This window comes from Chloroflexota bacterium, assembly GCA_023475225.1.
In the GTDB taxonomy this organism is placed as follows: Bacteria; Chloroflexota; UBA6077; order FW602-bin22; family JAMCVK01; genus JAMCVK01.
In genome coordinates this window covers 116,046-131,074 of the sequence record JAMCVK010000028.1, presented here as the reverse complement: position 1 = coordinate 131,074, position 15,029 = coordinate 116,046, and the positions used below count along the sequence as shown (strand labels likewise).

At 53.8% G+C, this 15,029-nt stretch carries 16 protein-coding genes; 14 read left to right on the top strand and 2 right to left on the bottom strand.

Translation table 11 applies throughout. The annotated features are described in order from the left end of the window. The first annotated feature begins 64 nt into the window (after positions 1–64). The 8 genes from M1136_07000 to mch all read left to right on the top strand — a co-directional run bounded on the left by M1136_07000 (position 65) and on the right by mch (position 6,176). A complete protein-coding gene (locus M1136_07000; GenBank protein MCL5075381.1) occupies positions 65–1,189 on the top strand; it encodes an ABC transporter permease in 1,125 nt (374 codons plus the stop codon). After that, positions 1,158–2,093, top strand: a complete 936-nt coding sequence (locus tag M1136_06995) for an ABC transporter permease (protein ID MCL5075380.1) — start codon at positions 1,158–1,160, stop codon at positions 2,091–2,093. The genes M1136_07000 and M1136_06995 overlap by 32 nt, the downstream gene beginning before the upstream one ends. 96 nt (positions 2,094–2,189) lie before the next feature. Then, positions 2,190–2,936 carry a flavodoxin family protein gene (locus M1136_06990; protein MCL5075379.1) on the top strand — a complete coding sequence of 249 codons (747 nt, stop codon included), beginning with the start codon at positions 2,190–2,192 and terminating at the stop codon, positions 2,934–2,936. 11 nt (positions 2,937–2,947) lie between these two features. Beyond that, a complete protein-coding gene (locus tag M1136_06985; GenBank protein ID MCL5075378.1) occupies positions 2,948–3,238 on the top strand; it encodes a TIGR04076 family protein in 291 nt (96 codons plus the stop codon). 43 nt (positions 3,239–3,281) lie between these two features. Then, positions 3,282–3,548, top strand: a complete 267-nt coding sequence (locus M1136_06980; GenBank protein ID MCL5075377.1) for a TIGR04076 family protein — start codon at positions 3,282–3,284, stop codon at positions 3,546–3,548. A gap of 12 nt (positions 3,549–3,560) precedes the next feature. Next, on the top strand, positions 3,561–4,334 hold the full coding sequence (locus M1136_06975) for a 3-oxoacyl-ACP reductase FabG (GenBank protein MCL5075376.1): 774 nt from the start codon (positions 3,561–3,563) through the stop codon (positions 4,332–4,334). 17 nt (positions 4,335–4,351) lie between these two features. Continuing rightward, positions 4,352–5,194, top strand: coding sequence for an MBL fold metallo-hydrolase (locus M1136_06970; GenBank protein ID MCL5075375.1), 843 nt, complete (start codon positions 4,352–4,354; stop codon positions 5,192–5,194). 28 nt (positions 5,195–5,222) lie between these two features. Beyond that, positions 5,223–6,176, top strand: a complete 954-nt coding sequence (gene mch, locus M1136_06965) for a methenyltetrahydromethanopterin cyclohydrolase (GenBank protein ID MCL5075374.1) — start codon at positions 5,223–5,225, stop codon at positions 6,174–6,176. On the opposite strand, the gene M1136_06960 is transcribed toward mch, so the two are convergent. Both M1136_06960 and M1136_06955 read right to left on the bottom strand, forming a co-directional pair. Then, positions 6,173–7,159 (bottom strand): LLM class flavin-dependent oxidoreductase, encoded by a 987-nt coding sequence (locus tag M1136_06960; protein MCL5075373.1) that lies wholly within the window; start codon positions 7,157–7,159, stop codon positions 6,173–6,175. The two genes, mch and M1136_06960, sit on opposite strands and share 4 nt — an antisense overlap. A gap of 52 nt (positions 7,160–7,211) precedes the next feature. Next, complete coding sequence (locus M1136_06955) at positions 7,212–8,726, bottom strand: ABC transporter ATP-binding protein (GenBank protein MCL5075372.1); 1,515 nt, start codon at positions 8,724–8,726, stop codon at positions 7,212–7,214. A gap of 303 nt (positions 8,727–9,029) precedes the next feature. Between M1136_06955 and M1136_06950 the strand changes: the two genes are divergently transcribed. The 6 genes from M1136_06950 to cobA are packed head-to-tail and all read left to right on the top strand — an operon-like array spanning position 9,030 to position 15,028. Continuing rightward, complete coding sequence (locus M1136_06950; protein ID MCL5075371.1) at positions 9,030–9,764, top strand: helix-turn-helix domain-containing protein; 735 nt, start codon at positions 9,030–9,032, stop codon at positions 9,762–9,764. Positions 9,765–9,791: 27 nt separating this feature from the next. After that, entirely contained in the window at positions 9,792–10,436 is a 645-nt protein-coding gene (locus M1136_06945; protein MCL5075370.1) for a bifunctional precorrin-2 dehydrogenase/sirohydrochlorin ferrochelatase, read from the top strand. A 27-nt stretch (positions 10,437–10,463) separates the two neighbouring features. After that, a complete protein-coding gene (hemA, locus tag M1136_06940) occupies positions 10,464–11,720 on the top strand; it encodes a glutamyl-tRNA reductase (GenBank protein MCL5075369.1) in 1,257 nt (418 codons plus the stop codon). After that, positions 11,720–12,547: a cytochrome c biogenesis protein gene (locus M1136_06935; GenBank protein ID MCL5075368.1), complete on the top strand. Its 828-nt coding sequence runs from the start codon at positions 11,720–11,722 to the stop codon at positions 12,545–12,547. The genes hemA and M1136_06935 overlap by 1 nt, the downstream gene beginning before the upstream one ends. A 50-nt stretch (positions 12,548–12,597) precedes the next feature. Continuing rightward, the gene (hemC, locus tag M1136_06930) at positions 12,598–13,485 is read left to right on the top strand and encodes a hydroxymethylbilane synthase (GenBank protein MCL5075367.1); all 888 of its coding nucleotides are present in this window, start codon (positions 12,598–12,600) and stop codon (positions 13,483–13,485) included. Position 13,486: 1 nt separating this feature from the next. After that, the gene (cobA, locus tag M1136_06925; GenBank protein ID MCL5075366.1) at positions 13,487–15,028 is read left to right on the top strand and encodes a uroporphyrinogen-III C-methyltransferase; all 1,542 of its coding nucleotides are present in this window, start codon (positions 13,487–13,489) and stop codon (positions 15,026–15,028) included. Position 15,029 lies beyond the last annotated feature (1 nt).

Genomic DNA, 15,029 nt, shown 5'->3' with positions numbered 1-15,029 from the left:
GTTACCTGCAGCCGCTACGGCGGCTGCAGGTAACCTTTTTCTAGCGAAAGTAGAGGGGATCTTAGTGGGAAAGGCTTTGACTCGAGCCTCTTTTTGGAGTCAGCTGGGGGACAGATACAGCCTTCAAGGCATATTTAATGCTTCGATGCCTCTTCTAGCAGTGGTTGCCTCTTTTATTGCCGGGGCCATCGTCATCCAACTCGTTGGTGTCAACCCCATCGTGGCCTACCAGGCGCTCTTAGAAGGGGCTTTTGGCAACCTTGGTCAGATCACCACCAGTATAATCAGATCCATCCCCTTGATGCTTGCTGGACTGGCTATCACCCTTTCCTTTCGAGGTGGCGTCTTCAATATCGGCGCAGAGGGGCAGCTATACATGGCCGCTATTTTCGCCACCTGGGTCGGGACAAATCTCCTTGGACTGCCAGCGATTATCCATCTACCCCTGGCAATCATCGCCTCCCTTCTTGGAGGGTTATTATGGGGAGCGATACCAGGCTATTTGAAGGCTACCAGGGGGTTCAACGAGGTTATCGTCACCATTCTGATGAATTATATCGCTATCTGGTTGGCTAGCTATGCTGTGCATGGTCCGCTGAAGGAACCGGGCTGGAACCCGCAATCAGCCCTGGTCGCTGAGAGTGCCCGCTTGCCCATCATCTTTCCAGGCACACGTCTCCACGCTGGTATCCTCCTTGCCCTGCTTTGCGCTGTATTCGTCTATATCGTGCTTTGGAGAACTACCTTAGGTTACCAGATCCGCATGGTGGGGGCCAATGCCTCTGCTGCGCAGTATGCTGGCATCAACGTGGCCAAAACGATGGTTATCACGATGGGGCTAAGTGGGGCACTGGCTGGCCTGGCCGGTGGGGGCGAGCTACTGGGTGTACAGTATCGCCTTCTGGACGGTTTCTCCCCGGGCTATGGTTACGACGCCATCGCCGTCGCCTTGCTTGGGCGTCTGCATCCCTTCGGTACCCTGTTGGCGGCGCTCTTCTTCGGCGCTTTGCGCACTGGGGCCAACGCTATGCAGACTGCGGTACAGTTACCTGTCGTAGTTGTGTACATCATTCAAGCCCTGGCCGTACTCTTTATGATTGCTGGAACGGCCATTCAATTTGCGCCGAGGATTCTTGAACGGAAGGAGATAGCACGTGCTGGAGACATTGCTGAGCCTGTTCTCGAGTGATCTCGTCTACGCCAGCATCCGGCTGACCACACCGTTGCTTTTTGCTGCTATGGGTGGTGTTTTCTCCGAGCGCTCCGGCGTGCTCAACATTGGGCTTGAGGGGATGATGTTGGCTGGTGCCCTGGCGGCTGTTATCGGTTCCCATCAGACGGGCGATCCCTGGATGGGTGTTCTCTATGCCCTGATCGCTGGTGGGATAACGGCCCTGTTGCACGCCGTCATCACCATCACCTTCCGGGCTGATCAAGTCGTTTCTGGGGTAGCCATCAATATCCTTATGCTCGGCTTAACTGGCGTCGTCTTTCGGGCCTATTTTGGCATTACCACGGCGCAGATCAGAGTGCCAGCCTTCATCCCGATGCCAGTCCCGCTCTTAAGTGAGATACCCTTCTTGGGAACTGTGCTGTTCGATCACATTCCACTAGTATATATTGCCTTTCTGCTGGTCCCTCTCGTCCATTTCACTATGTTCCATACCACATGGGGATTGAAGATTAGGGCAGTGGGAGAGCATCCTCGTGCCGCTGACACCGTCGGGGTGAATGTGTTCCTGATTCGTTACCTCTGCGTGATTTTCAGTGGGATGCTAGCAGGCGTCGGTGGTGCTGTGATGACCATTGGTTTCTTAAACACCTTTATGGAAAATATAACGGCCGGGCGTGGCTTCATCGCCTTTTCGGCCATAATCTTTGGCAAATGGAATCCCCTCGGCGCATTCCTGGCTTGTCTCCTTTTCGGTGCGGCAGACGCTTTCCAGCTGCGGATTCAAGCCTTCGGCTTGGAGTTGCCCTACCAGCTGGTAGTGATGCTACCCTATGTCGTAACACTACTTGCTCTCTTTGGGGTAGGGCGGGCCCGTGCCCCAGCCGCCAGCTGCCTTCCCTATGTCAGAGATTCAGCCTAGCGTCCCACCAGGGAACAACCAGCCTGATGGGTTCCCTCAGGTGGAGGTCTCTAGGGGGCATTCTGCATATACTGGTGGAGGATCACCGGTTCGATAATGGCGGAAGATTGGTCTCCAGGCGGAGCGTTGGGAATCAAGTTGTTGGGGCTGGCAGCTAGTCCTCGCCACGGCAATTGCGAGCTTATAATCAAGGAGGCCTTAGAGGGAGCGGCGGAGAGTAAAGGTGTCAGCACTACGTTCCTAACCATCGCTCACAAAAGGGTCGATCCGTGTTTGGGTGTCTGCCATAGGAGGTGTCACCCACCCGTTGAGGACTATCTCTGTGGCCGAGGTGAACGCAGGGGATGGTTCCAGTGTGTCCACAAAGATGATGCGCCGTCCATCATCGAGGCGATAGCTCAGGCTGATGCCATCATCATCGCCAGCCCAGTCTTCTTCGGACAGATACCGGCCCAGTTGAAATCATTGATCGATCGCTGCAACAGCGTTAATTATTTCCAGGGGGAGGAGTCCTTCTCCTGGTTCAGGTACAAGGTAGGTGGAGCGATAGCTATCGGTGGGGCAAGGCATGGTGGACAGGAGGAAACACTCAGGCAGATCGTCCATTTCTATATGTCGATGCAGATGATACCTGTGGGCTTCGCTGAGCGAGAAGCACCATACGGCTTGGCTTTTCTAGCCGAGCAGAGGAGGAAGGTGGAAAGGGATACATGGTTGGATTGGGGCTTCAGACAGGCCTCAGCCCCGGAATACGCCCGACTGTTTGGGCGTAAGGTGGCCGAGGTTGCAACGATCGTCCAGCGTGGACTGTCGGCCTCTGCGAATTTCGAGACCGTTCGGTAAGGGGGTAAGCGATGTCTGTATGTTTAGGTAAAGGGATGCCACTTAAGAAGGTTAAGGCGAGGGTAATAGAGGTGCGCGGCAACTGCGTCGCCGGCTTTAAGGTAGGGGAAGAATTGGTTTTCGATGGGATGAGCCTGAGCACTGCGCCAAAGTGTGTGGAGGCGCTATGTGCTATCTATCCTATGGTGTATGGTAAGCAGCGCGGTGCCTCTTATCCCTTTCAGAACCGTGAAGGTGTTACCTTCAGCGGTTGTCCCAGTCCGGATAACACTGTGGCGTTCGCCATCGAGGAGATTAAATGATTTTTGCTGCTCTGAGGCCCGCGGGGCAGCGTAGGAGGGGGAAATGAGCTATAAGGTGTTAGCCAAAGTCATTGCTATGGGGTCGGATTGTACGGCCGGTCATAGGGTCGGTGACGAGATAGTGTTCGACAAAGACACGGTGCACGGCCATATGTGTGTTGAGGTGTTGCGGAATTGCTATCCGAGGGTTGTGACCCTCCAATTTGGTGGCGCGTTTCCTTGGGAAGAGGAGCCGCACGTTACGCGGGTGGCCTGCCCCGATCCCTACTATCAGGTGATCTTTGAACTGAGGCGCTTAGAGAGCGAGTAAAGGAGGAACGCCATGCGCTTTGGCGGTGAAGCGGTCATCGTCACGGGTGCCTCTCGTGGCATTGGGCGGGCTATCGCCATCGCCTTTGCCCGCGAGGGTGCCAGGGTCGCGGTAAACTACCAGAAGGACAAGGCCGGTGCTGAGGAGACGGTGGAGAGTATCAGGCGAGATGGTGGCCAAGCCCTGGCTATCCAGGCTGATGTATCTCAAGCGTCAGAGGTAGAGGAGCTGGTCGGGAGGACTGAAAAGGAACTGGGCCCGATTACCGTACTGGTGAACAATGCGGCTACCTTTCTGCGGACGACGTTGCTGGAGACAGACGAGAAGGACTGGGACAGGCTATTTGCAGTGAACGTGAGAGGCCCGTTCCTGATGAGCCGCGCTGTGGCCAGGAAGATGATCGAGCGCAGAAAAGGGGCCATCATTAATGTGAGCTCTATCCTGGCCACAGTGGCTGTCGATAGGCGTACAGCTTATTGTGCTTCCAAGGGAGCGCTGAACGCTTTCACCAGAGCCTTGGCCCTGGAAATGGCGCCATTCGGTATCAGGGTAAATGCCATCGCCCCAGGCTTAGTCGCGACCAATGAGATGAATGATTGGCTGGCCGAGATTGGCATGAGGGCTGACTTCGAGCGATACGTACCTTGGCAGAGGCTAGGAACTGCGGAGGAGATAGCGCAGGTAGCTGTCTTTCTGGCTTCTGACGAATCCAACTACATGGTTGGGGCTGTAATACCAGTGGATGGAGCCCTTAGCGCCCGTGAGGCCGTACCAAGGATTTCATAGGTGATCAAGTTGTGGCGATGATCACCCATCAACTGAGCGATGACGTTTATGTTTTCTCTGGGGACTTCTTTGAAAGAAATTGTGGGGTCATCTTCGCCAGGAAGCAAGCCTGCCTCATTGATGCTCCACTCACGCGTGAATCCTGTCAGCAGATCAGCGATCTGTTAGCCAAACGGCAAGCCTCATTAACCTATCTTATCAATACCCACTATCATTGGGATCATGCCCTTGGTGATTGGTTCTTTCGAGATGTGCCGGTCATCGCCCATAAGGCGTGGCGCCGGATGGCCGTTTCACATATGATACCTTATGCCAGAACGATGAAGAAGACATATAAGGACCTGTGGGACGCTGAGATTATTTCCCCTACCATAGTGGTTAACGAGTCTTATGAACTCCAACTCGGCGATGAATATCTTGAGCTCATCTGGCTGCCAGGCCACACGCCGGACTCTATAGCCGTCCGACATTCTCGGATGGGTCTTATCTTTGCCGGAGACGCAGTGATGGAAGGGCATATCAACGTTATCCGTGATGGCCGACTGAAAGATTTCTTCGCCTCCCTGGAGCGTTTGCGGGGGATGGTTGTACATACCGTTGTACCTGGACATGGGTACATCTGTGACCTGTCCATCGTGGATAAGGAAGCTGCCTATTTTCGCTATTTGCACCGTCAGGTGAGCGAAATGGTTCATCGAAAGAGGAGCTTAGAAGAGGTCCTAACCCTTCCCCTGGTGTATCCTTCAAGGATGCCTGAGAATGCGGCCAATATGGTTCACAGACAGAACCTGGTGAGGGTATACAAAGACCTGGTGGATGGCAGCTATCCTCTCTCTGACCGTCAGGACGAAAGGGAATAAGCTTACAAATATCTTGGGGAGGTTATTAGTGATAAGCGTAAACAAAGAGGCTATGAAGCTCGTGAGAGTGATTCTGGGAGAGGCCGAAAAGCTGAATATCGCCATCAATAAACTTTCGAATGGGACGACAGTCATAGATATGGGGCAGAAGGTAGAGGGTGGCTGGTTGGCGGGTAAATACTATGCCCTGGTTACTATGGGTGGTATAGGGGAGGTCACCTTTGGCCGCTTTAGACTTAATGAAACCGAACTGCCAGCGGTGCACGTCGCTATTGATCAGCCTCTTCTCGCCTGTGTGGCCTCTCAAATAGCCGGTTGGAGACTGCAAGGAGGTGATTTTGTCCCTATCCTCTCCGGGCCGGCCAGAGCCTTAGCTACCAATCCGGATCGCTACTTCCGCTGGATCGATTACCGAGATGACAGTGCTGAGGGGGTGATCTGTATTCAGACCGACAGGGAGATTACCGTGGAGATAGCCGAATCTGTCGCCAAGGCCTGCCGCCTTCAGCCCGAGCATCTCTATATTCTAGTAGCTCCGAATTCCAGCCTGGTCTGCGCCATTCAGGTATCGGCCCGGACAGTGGAGCAGGGCCTGCATAAGCTGGCTGAGGAAGGGTTCGATCTCAAGTCCATCGCCTTCGCCTACGGCTATGCCCCCATAGCCACATTAATAAAAGATGAATTGCAGGCGATGGGTCGTATAAATGATTGCCTCCTCTACGGAGGTACAGCTACGTACTATGTTCACTCCGAGGACCAACTCATAAGGGAAGTGATTGGAAAGATACCATCCTCCTATTCAAGAGAGTATGGTATACCCTTTGTGGATATTTTCGAAAGGCATAATAGAGATTTCTATCAAATCGATCCAGCGCTGCATTCGCCGGCCGTGATCAACATCAATAACCTTTCTAGTGGACATACCTTCACTGCGGGGGAGGTGGACTATGCTGTACTACGACGGTCACTGTTGGGGCCTTAAGGCGAGTGAAGAGCCTTTTGGAGGATAGCGGCCACATTGGAGAGGATGTCCGCCGCCTTATCAAATGAGGCTATAGTCAATGGCACGACGAATTGGGCAAAGCCATAGGTCTGAACGAGGGCACGTATCTCTGAGGCGCATTCAGTCCTATCGCCCATTATGATAAATTGTTTTAGCATCTCGTCCGTCACAAAGCGTGCCGCGCTCTCTATACCATTTTTGGCCATCTCAGCTCGGATATCCTGTTCCAAAGCAGGAGAAACACCTAGTCTCTCCTTCACGTGAGATGGGGAGTCGGCGATCATATAGGTATAGTGTGGTCTTATATCTCTCGGCAAGTCTTCGTCGTAGGCCACGTTGGTGGCGTAGATTATCTTCGGATCGTTTTGTGATTCGGCTGCCCCTCTTTTGATATCGCTGATCGTATTTTCAAGGTCAAACTTGGCCTTGCCTGAGAGGAGGACGCCATCAGCGTATTGACCACCCATCTCGAGCATCCGAGAGCCGCGCCCAGCGACATAGATTTCGATGTTTGGCCGACCAAAGGCGAGACTGGCCCCTTTCAGCTGATATCTCTTGCCAGAGAAATCGACCTTCTCCTTTCGGAAGAGCCTTCTGGCGATGGTGATGGCCTCTATGCAGGTGGAGACGGGCCGTTCAGCGTGCAGGTTCAGGGGATTCAGGGTCAATGAGCCACCGGCGCCAAGTCCAAGGAAAGCGCGTCCTCCGGAGAGTTCGTCTAGCGTGGCGATGGCTACAGCTGTTATGGCTGGGTGCCTGGTATAAGGGTTTGTTATGCCCACCCCTATCTTCAGCGTTTTAGTCGCCTGGGCGATGGCCGCCATAGAAATATAAACATCCCTGGCAAAGCCCTCATCCCCGAGCCAACAATAGGAGAAACCGTGTTCTTCAGCCATGCGAGCGATATGAACGATTTCGGCTACGGGCTTGTCCGGAAAGAGCCAAATTCCCGTGGGAATCATAGCTGTTCCTCCTCACAGGCGTGGTGCCCTGTAAGAGCACCTTTTGTCCTTCTTAAGCCACTTTCTTAGAACCGGCCATCATCAATCCGATATCCTCGATGTTGGCCGCGGCAGCTGGTACAATACCCATGATTTCACCTCCGTAGAGCACCGCTATACGGTCGCTCAAGGAGAGGATCTCTTCTAGCTCTGTAGAGATATATAGAATAGCGGCTCCCCTAGACCGTTGCTCAAGTAGACGACGTTCAACGTACTCTGTCGCTCCTACATCCAAACCACGCGTAGGCTGGACAGCGACGAGCAGGTCTGGATCCGTGCACAGCTCCCTGGCCAAAACTACCTTCTGTTGATTTCCACCGGAGAGGGCACGTACCTTTACCCCGGTATTCGGGGCGCGTATGTCGTACTCTTTGACGAGGCGTTCGGCCTGTTGGAGGATGGTCGGTACGTGCAGGAAGCCCCGCTCGGAGAACGGTTGACGGTAGAAGTTCTTGATGATGATATTTTCTGTGATGGTGAAATCCATCACTAACCCGACTTTTTGGCGATCCTCAGGGATATGGGCGAGGTTAAGCTCAAACAATTCTCGCGGTGAATGGTTGGTAACCTCTTGGCCCAGGATAAAGATATGACCGGAGGTTGGGCGGCGCAAGCCGCAAATAGACTCGGCCAATTCGCTTTGGCCGTTACCATCTACACCAGCGATACCCAGTATTTCCCCCCTTCTGATACCCAAGGAGACGTTCTTCAGGGCGCTGAGGTAACGACTGCTCGGCACGTTCAAATTGCGTACCTCTAAGACCGTCTTCCCTGGCTCTACAGGGGGCTTATCCAGGCGGAATAGCACTTCGCGCCCAACCATCATGCGGGCCAGGGCGGCTTTGCTCGTCTCCGCCGTGTGCACGGTGGCGACGACTCGTCCATCACGTAGGACGGTCACCCGGTCGCTGATCTCCATAACCTCATCAAGTTTATGGGTGATGAAAATGATCGAATGTCCGTCGTGAGCCAGGCGTTGCAGGATCAGAAAGAGATCGCGTACCTCTGCTGGGGTGAGAACGGATGTCGGCTCATCAAGAATGAGCAGATCAGCCCCACGGTAGAGGGCCTTGATAATCTCGACGCGTTGTTGCATTCCTACAGAGAGATCCCAAACTAAGGCTATTGGATCTACCTCAAGCCCATAACTCTTGGAGAGACGAGCGATCTCAGCCTTAGCTTTCTCTAAATCCAGTAGTGGTTCACGTCTTGAGGGCAGACCGAGGACGATATTCTCCACCACGGTGAGTGTCGGGACAAGCATAAAGTGCTGGTGAACCATCCCAATGCCGAGATTGATAGCATCTTTACTTGAGTGAATGTGTATCTCCTCGCCGCGAAAGGTGATGCGCCCGGAGTTGGGACGATAGAGCCCATAGAGGATATTCATGCAGGTAGTTTTGCCCGCGCCGTTCTCACCGAGAAGGGCATGAATTTCCCCCTGCTCGATCTCCAAGGTAACACCGTCATTGGCTACGACCCCGGGGAAGATCTTGGTGATGTTTTCCATGCGTAATATTGCCGTCAAAGCGATCACCTCTTATAAGTAATCAGCATCCTGGACCGTTCTAAGCAAGGAAAATCCTCGTCAGGATTGGGACAGTGGATGGCCCGTGTTGTGAACGGGAAAAGGCTCGATTGGTGGAGTCTTGACTTCAAGCCTGATCATCCTCGCGGCTATTTTTTCCAGGGTTGACCGTAAGCTAGCACAGACTACAGAATTTGTCAAATAAACCGCGCTCGCCTTGACAACGCCGGTGAAGACATATAGTATAGGCAACGCATCAGGCATTAGGCATTTTTAGCTAGAATTAGGTAGATTTTTTAGCGTATGGGTGATAGGGCACAGCGGAAGCGATCAGGGACTGCCGAAAATGTGGCCTCAACGACCTGGTTAAGGCTAGGGCGCGCCTCTCAACTGCTTGGGGTGAACCAGACTACCCTGCGCCGCTGGACGGATGAGGGCAAGGTCAAAGTTTTCTTAACCCCCGGTGGCCATCGGCGCTTCGCTGAGGAAGATCTGCGTCGCATGCTGCAAGGAACAGGGCAAATGCTTCGCCCTTCCAATCTGATCGAACTCATTCAGGCCGGATACCAGCGCTATTTAGCGGCACAGAAGGATTGGTTGTGTTCACGGGCTTGGTATCGTAACCTTGATGAGCAGCATAAGGTCAGGTTTCGGAAACATGGGCGTCGCTATATCGAGCTGCTCAGTGAGTATCTAAGTCATAAGCGGTCCAGGGAGCATAGCCTTAGAGAAGGCCATCGTTTAGGGGAGGAATATGGGACCGCGCTGGCTCAGCTTGGCCTATCGGCCTCGGAAGCGATAGAGTCCTTCCTCTTCTTTCGTAGTCCGGTGTTGAACGCTGTAGTCCAGTCGATCCGTCAAAATGATATCTTGAACCAGGAGCAGATGGCCGCAATCCTGGAACAGACTAACCGTTTCATCGATGAGCTCCTCCTGGCCACAGCTGAGTCGTATCAGCGGAACAAAGAGGACCAGCCAAGGCCAGAAGGTGCTGGCCGGGCTGATGCTGAGCCTGATGCGTCTATAGGACAACAATAGATTTATCCTGATACAGTACATAGTAAGATGCCAGATTGGTACCCAATCTATTTGAACCTGAAACAGAAGAGATGCGTTGTCGTTGGTGGTGGAGGCGTGGCCGAGCGCAAGGTGAACGCTTTATTGTCCTGTGGCGCTGAGGTGACGGTCATCAGCCCCACTCTCAGTCCTGGCTTGCAGGAGTTAGCTGCGAAGGGACAAATCAGGGCCATAACTCGCAGCTATCAACGCGAAGATTTGGAGGGAGCTGTCCTGGCGATCGCCGCTACCAACCGAGCGGGGATCAATGCGGCGATAAGACAGGATGCACGTAGCTTCGGTGTCCTGGTTAACGTTGTGGATGATCCCTCTCTTTGTGACTTCATCGTCCCTGCAGTAATCCATCGTGGTGATCTTACCATTTGTATTTCCACTGGTGGGCGCAGCCCGGCCTTGGCCAGGATGGCTCGCGAAGGGTTGGAACAGTCAATCGGGCCTGAATATGGCCATTTGCTAACCCTTTTAGCGAAGGTACGCCAGGAGCTGAAGGCACGTGGACAAAAAGTGTCCTATAGTGTCTGGCAGAAAGCAGTCACACCCGGAGTGCTTTCCCTACTAAAGGAAGGAAAGACCGAGGAAGCGGAAAGAAATCTTATTGTTGCCCTGGAAGGCAGGACTTCAGAGGAATCTTAGATCTAACAGGAAGGATCAATCGACAGGATGTACATCCTCGCCTTAGGATTGAATCATAAGACAACGCCGGTCGAGATGCGCGAACGCTTGGCCATCGGCCACGATGATCTTGCTGAGGCGTTATCTCTCTTGCGCTCCTATGTGACCGAAGGGATGATCCTCTCCACCTGTAACCGCACGGAGATCTATGGACTTGTTGGACACCGTCGCTCTGGGGCACAGAATATTCAACGCTTCCTCTGCGACTATTATCATCTGACCCTTGTCGAGATAGAGCCTTACTTGTATCTCTACGGTCAGGAGGAGGCGATAGGGCACCTCTTTCGCGTTGCCTCCGGCATCGATTCAATGATCGTCGGCGAACCGCAAGTTCTGGGCCAGGTGCGCGATGCCTTCGAGGTGGCTCAAGCCCAGGGATGTGTGGGAGCAGTGCTATCTAGTCTCTTTCGTCAGGCGATCAGCGTGGGTAAAAGGGTTCGTACAGAGACTGACATCAGTAAAAACGCCGCCTCTGTTAGCTATGCTGCAGTCGAGCTGGCCAGGAAGATCTTCAGTGACTTGGCTCGGCGCACTGTCTTGATCGTAGGGGCGGGGAAGATGGGGGAGCTCACAGCCAAGACGCTTATAGATAATGGTGTGGCCAAAGTTATTGTTGCCAATCGTACTTATGAGAGGGCTGTGGAGATGGCCAGACGTTTTGGAGGTAGCGCCGTTGAGTTTTCTCGCTTGCCGGAGGCTTTATCTGCTGCTGACATTGTCCTCACCTCCACTGGCGCGCCAAATTATATTATTGAACCAGAGATGATGCACCAGGCCTGCCAGGCCAGGCACAACCAGCCTATCTTTTTGATCGATATCGCTGTACCTCGCGACGTGGATCCGGAGGTAGAAAATCTCGAAAACGTGTATCTGTTCAACATTGATGACTTACAGGCAGTCTGTGAGTCGAATTTGCGCGAGCGCGAGAAGGAGATTAAGCGGGTAGAGGCGATCATAGAGGGAGAGGTGGCGAAATTTATGGCTTGGTGGGCTAGTTTAGATGTAGTGCCCACGATCAGTGCCCTGCGCCATAAAGCCGAGAACATTCGCCAGATGGAGCTGACTAAGGCCCTGGGTAAGCTGAGCAATCTCTCTGATAGAGAACGTGAGATCGTCAATGCCCTGACGGTAGGCATCATCAATAAGCTATTGCATCACCCGATCGTCTCGCTGAAGGATGCCAGCAATGGACGCAACTACGTGCGGGCCGTGCAGCATCTTTTCCGACTGGACGAGGAGCGCTAATGGAGCAACTGAGCTTAATCCTGTTTGTGGCTGGTGTACTGGCCTATTCACTCAGTACGCTCTTTTATGAGTGGTTCCTGGGTTTCAGGAGTAGGCGTATTGGAGAGTGGGCTACGCGCCTGCTCTTGATCGCTTGGGGAATTCATAGCCTTGCTATTGCCAGCCGTTACCTGGCTTCTGGACAACTACCCCTCGCGAGTCGTTATGAAACCCTTTCTTTTTACACCTGGCTGATAGTCCTCGCCTATCTTATTGTTGAACGTATTTATGCCCAGAAGGTGCTGGGTGCTTTCATCACCCCCATCGTCGTTCTCATCATCAGTATGGCGGCTTTCTTGCCTAAGGGCACTGTGGCTTCATTATCTGGGTTCCAAAGCGTCTGGTTGGCCGTCCACGTAAGCCTATCGTATATAGCCTACACCCTTTTTACCCTGGCCTTCATTACCGCGATCGTCTATTTATTACAACAGGCTCAGCTTAAGGGTAAAAAACCTCGGCTACTGTACTACCGCTTGCCGCCACTGGAGATGATGGAGAGGTTAGGTCACAGCTTTATTGGGCTGGGTCTTCCCTTTATGGCTCTGGCTATTATTACAGGAGCCTTCTGGGCACAACGCGTCTGGGGGACCTTCTGGAGCTGGGAACCGAAGCAAACAGCGACCTTGGTCGCCTTGCTGGTCTATGTGGGATATTTCTATATGCGCGATATCGTCGGCTGGCGAGGGAAGAAAGCGGCCTATTTAATAATGATTGGCTTTGCCTGTATTCTGGTCTCCTACTTGGGGCCCAACTTGATGGCCGCAAGCAGGCACGGATTCATCTTTTAGTTTGAGGGAGAGAGATCAGGACGCTTGTTGTTGGTTCACGTGGCAGTACCTTGGCCCTATGGCAGGCACGTCATATCGCCGCTAAACTACAACGATTGTATCCGAGACAACAGCTAGTTATAAAGCAGATTGTAACGCAAGGGGATCGGGAACGAGGGGTGCCACTACGAGCGATTGGTGGTCGGGGGGTTTTCGTTAAGGAAATCGAGAGGGCCCTTCTTGCGGGAGAGATAGATTTGGCTGTGCATAGCCTCAAGGATTTGCCCGGCCAGATGAGTCCTGAGCTTGTTCTGGCAGCGTTCGATGAAAGAGAAGAGCCCCGAGACGTCTTAGTGACCCGTTGGCGATGTTCCTTGGCCGAACTACCCTCAGGCGCTCGGCTGGGCACCAGCAGCGCCCGTCGGCAGGCTCAGCTGCTGGCCTTCCGCCGCGATTTCCAGATTCAAGACTTGCGGGGCAATCTTGATACCAGGTTGCGTAAGGCGTTGTCGGGTGAAGTCGACGGTATCGTCGTGGCTGCCGCGGGCATGATTCGTCTGGATCTGCAAAATCAGATTAGCCAGTACCTTCCCCTGAATATCTGTTTGCCATCTGTGGGGCAGGGCGCTTTGGCCATTCAGATACGAGCCGGGAATTCCGAATTACAGGAGATGCTCTTCCCCCTTGATCATCAACCCACTCGCTCGGCCATAACAGCCGAGCGAGCCTTCCTGGCGGCGATGGGTGGTGGTTGCCAGGTTCCTATTGCCGCTTATGGGCGTGTGGAAGGTATCTGCCTGATGCTGGAGGGTATGGTTTCCAGCCTTGATGGACGAAGGATGCTGCGGGCGAGGGAGATCGGTGAGGCGAGCGCTCCCGAACGGGTTGGAAGTGCTTTGGCGGAACAGCTGCTCTCCCTTGGAGGGGCGGAGATTTTGCGGGGAGGCCAAGGTGAATGAGATGGGTAAGGTCTACCTGGTTGGTGGTGGACCAGGTGATCCCGGTTTAATCACCGTGAAAGGAATCTGTTGCCTTCAGGAGGCGGATGTCGTGATCTATGATCACCTCATTGATCGGCAGCTGCTCACCGAGGCCAAGCCAACGGCTGAACTGATCTACGTGGGCAAAGCGGCCAGCAAGCATACACTGCCTCAAGAGGAGATCAATGCCCTTTTAATCCAGAAGGCCAGGGAGGGGAAAGTGGTCGTCAGGCTGAAAGGCGGCGATCCATTCGTCTTTGGGCGTGGTGGCGAGGAGGCTGAAGTCCTGGCCGAGGCCGGGATAGCCTTCGAGGTCGTACCGGGGGTGACTTCCGCTGTGGCTGTACCGGCTTATGCTGGTATCCCGCTTACCCATCGTGAATATAGTTCCTCCTTCGCTGTGATCACTGGGCATGAAGACCTTCGTAAGCTGACCTCATGCCTCGCCTGGGATAAGCTGGCCACAGGCGTTGATACCTTAGTCGTGCTGATGGGCATGGGGAATTTGTCCTTCATCGTTGGCAGACTGCTGGAATGTGGGCGAACCTCCCAGACCCCAGTCACATTGATACGTCATGGCAGTGGTCCGGAACAGGAGGTTCTTGAGGGAACCCTGGGCGAGATCGTGGCCAAAGCAAAGGAAAGAGGGTTCAGCCCACCCGTGGTAATGGTAGTGGGGGAGGTAGTGCGCCTGCGGGAGAAGCTGCGCTGGTTTGATAATCGGCCCCTATTTGGTCAGCGCGTGCTGGTCACCCGCTCTCGTGAGCAGGCAAGCTCTCTAGTAGAGATGCTACGTGAGCTAGGGGCCAAGGTGATAGAAGCACCTACCATCGAGATTCAACCCATATCAGATCATTCTGTGCTAGACAAGGCTATAACTCATCTGGAGGACTATGATTGGCTAGTATTCACCAGCCAGAATAGTGTCAATCTGTTTTTCTCTCGCCTCCAAACGCTAGGGCTGGATAGTCGGGAGCTCAAGGGGGTGAAACTGTGTGCCATCGGGCCGGCAACGGCCAAGGCCCTTGGACGTTATGGCCTGTACCCTGACTACATGCCCTCAGAGTATGTGTCCGAAAGGGTAGTGGCTGGACTGGCCGAGCGCGGTATCTCCGGTCAGCGGATTCTTCTGCCTCGCGCGGAGGGGGCCCGTGACCTTCTTCTGACTGAGCTAACCAGGCTGGGGGCCGTGGTGGATGAGGTGACCATCTACCGCACTGTACCACCAGCAACAGATAGGGCCTACGTGAGGAAGTTGTTTCGGGAGGGAGGGATAGACATCGTCACCTTCACCAGCTCATCCACAGTGCGTCACCTGGCGATGATGCTGGGTGAAGATATCACTCGCCTTGAAGCGACAACCGTGGCCTGTATTGGGCCGATTACCGCTCAAACGGCGACTGAGCTGGGTATTCGCGTAGACGTAGTGGCTGAGGAACATACCATCCCCGGCCTGGTAAAAGCCTTAGTGCAGTACAGAGACCGTTTAGGAACAGGGTTCAAGGAAGATAGGCACCCTTAGC

What these genes read in the sequence shown, in the direction of transcription:
- M1136_06990 (MCL5075379.1), top strand. Translation starts at nt 2,190, where the DNA reads ATGGCGGAAGATTGGTCTCCAGGCGGAGCGTTGGGAATCAAGTTGTTG.
- M1136_06985 (MCL5075378.1), top strand. Translation starts at nt 2,948, where the DNA reads ATGTCTGTATGTTTAGGTAAAGGGATGCCACTTAAGAAGGTTAAGGCG.
- M1136_06980 (MCL5075377.1), top strand. Translation starts at nt 3,282, where the DNA reads ATGAGCTATAAGGTGTTAGCCAAAGTCATTGCTATGGGGTCGGATTGT.
- M1136_06975 (MCL5075376.1), top strand. Translation starts at nt 3,561, where the DNA reads ATGCGCTTTGGCGGTGAAGCGGTCATCGTCACGGGTGCCTCTCGTGGC.
- M1136_06970 (MCL5075375.1), top strand. Translation starts at nt 4,352, where the DNA reads ATGATCACCCATCAACTGAGCGATGACGTTTATGTTTTCTCTGGGGAC.
- M1136_06960 (MCL5075373.1), bottom strand. Translation starts at nt 7,159, where the DNA reads ATGATTCCCACGGGAATTTGGCTCTTTCCGGACAAGCCCGTAGCCGAA.
- M1136_06950 (MCL5075371.1), top strand. Translation starts at nt 9,030, where the DNA reads ATGGGTGATAGGGCACAGCGGAAGCGATCAGGGACTGCCGAAAATGTG.
- M1136_06945 (MCL5075370.1), top strand. Translation starts at nt 9,792, where the DNA reads ATGCCAGATTGGTACCCAATCTATTTGAACCTGAAACAGAAGAGATGC.
- hemA (MCL5075369.1), top strand. Translation starts at nt 10,464, where the DNA reads ATGTACATCCTCGCCTTAGGATTGAATCATAAGACAACGCCGGTCGAG.
- M1136_06935 (MCL5075368.1), top strand. Translation starts at nt 11,720, where the DNA reads ATGGAGCAACTGAGCTTAATCCTGTTTGTGGCTGGTGTACTGGCCTAT.
- cobA (MCL5075366.1), top strand. Translation starts at nt 13,487, where the DNA reads ATGGGTAAGGTCTACCTGGTTGGTGGTGGACCAGGTGATCCCGGTTTA.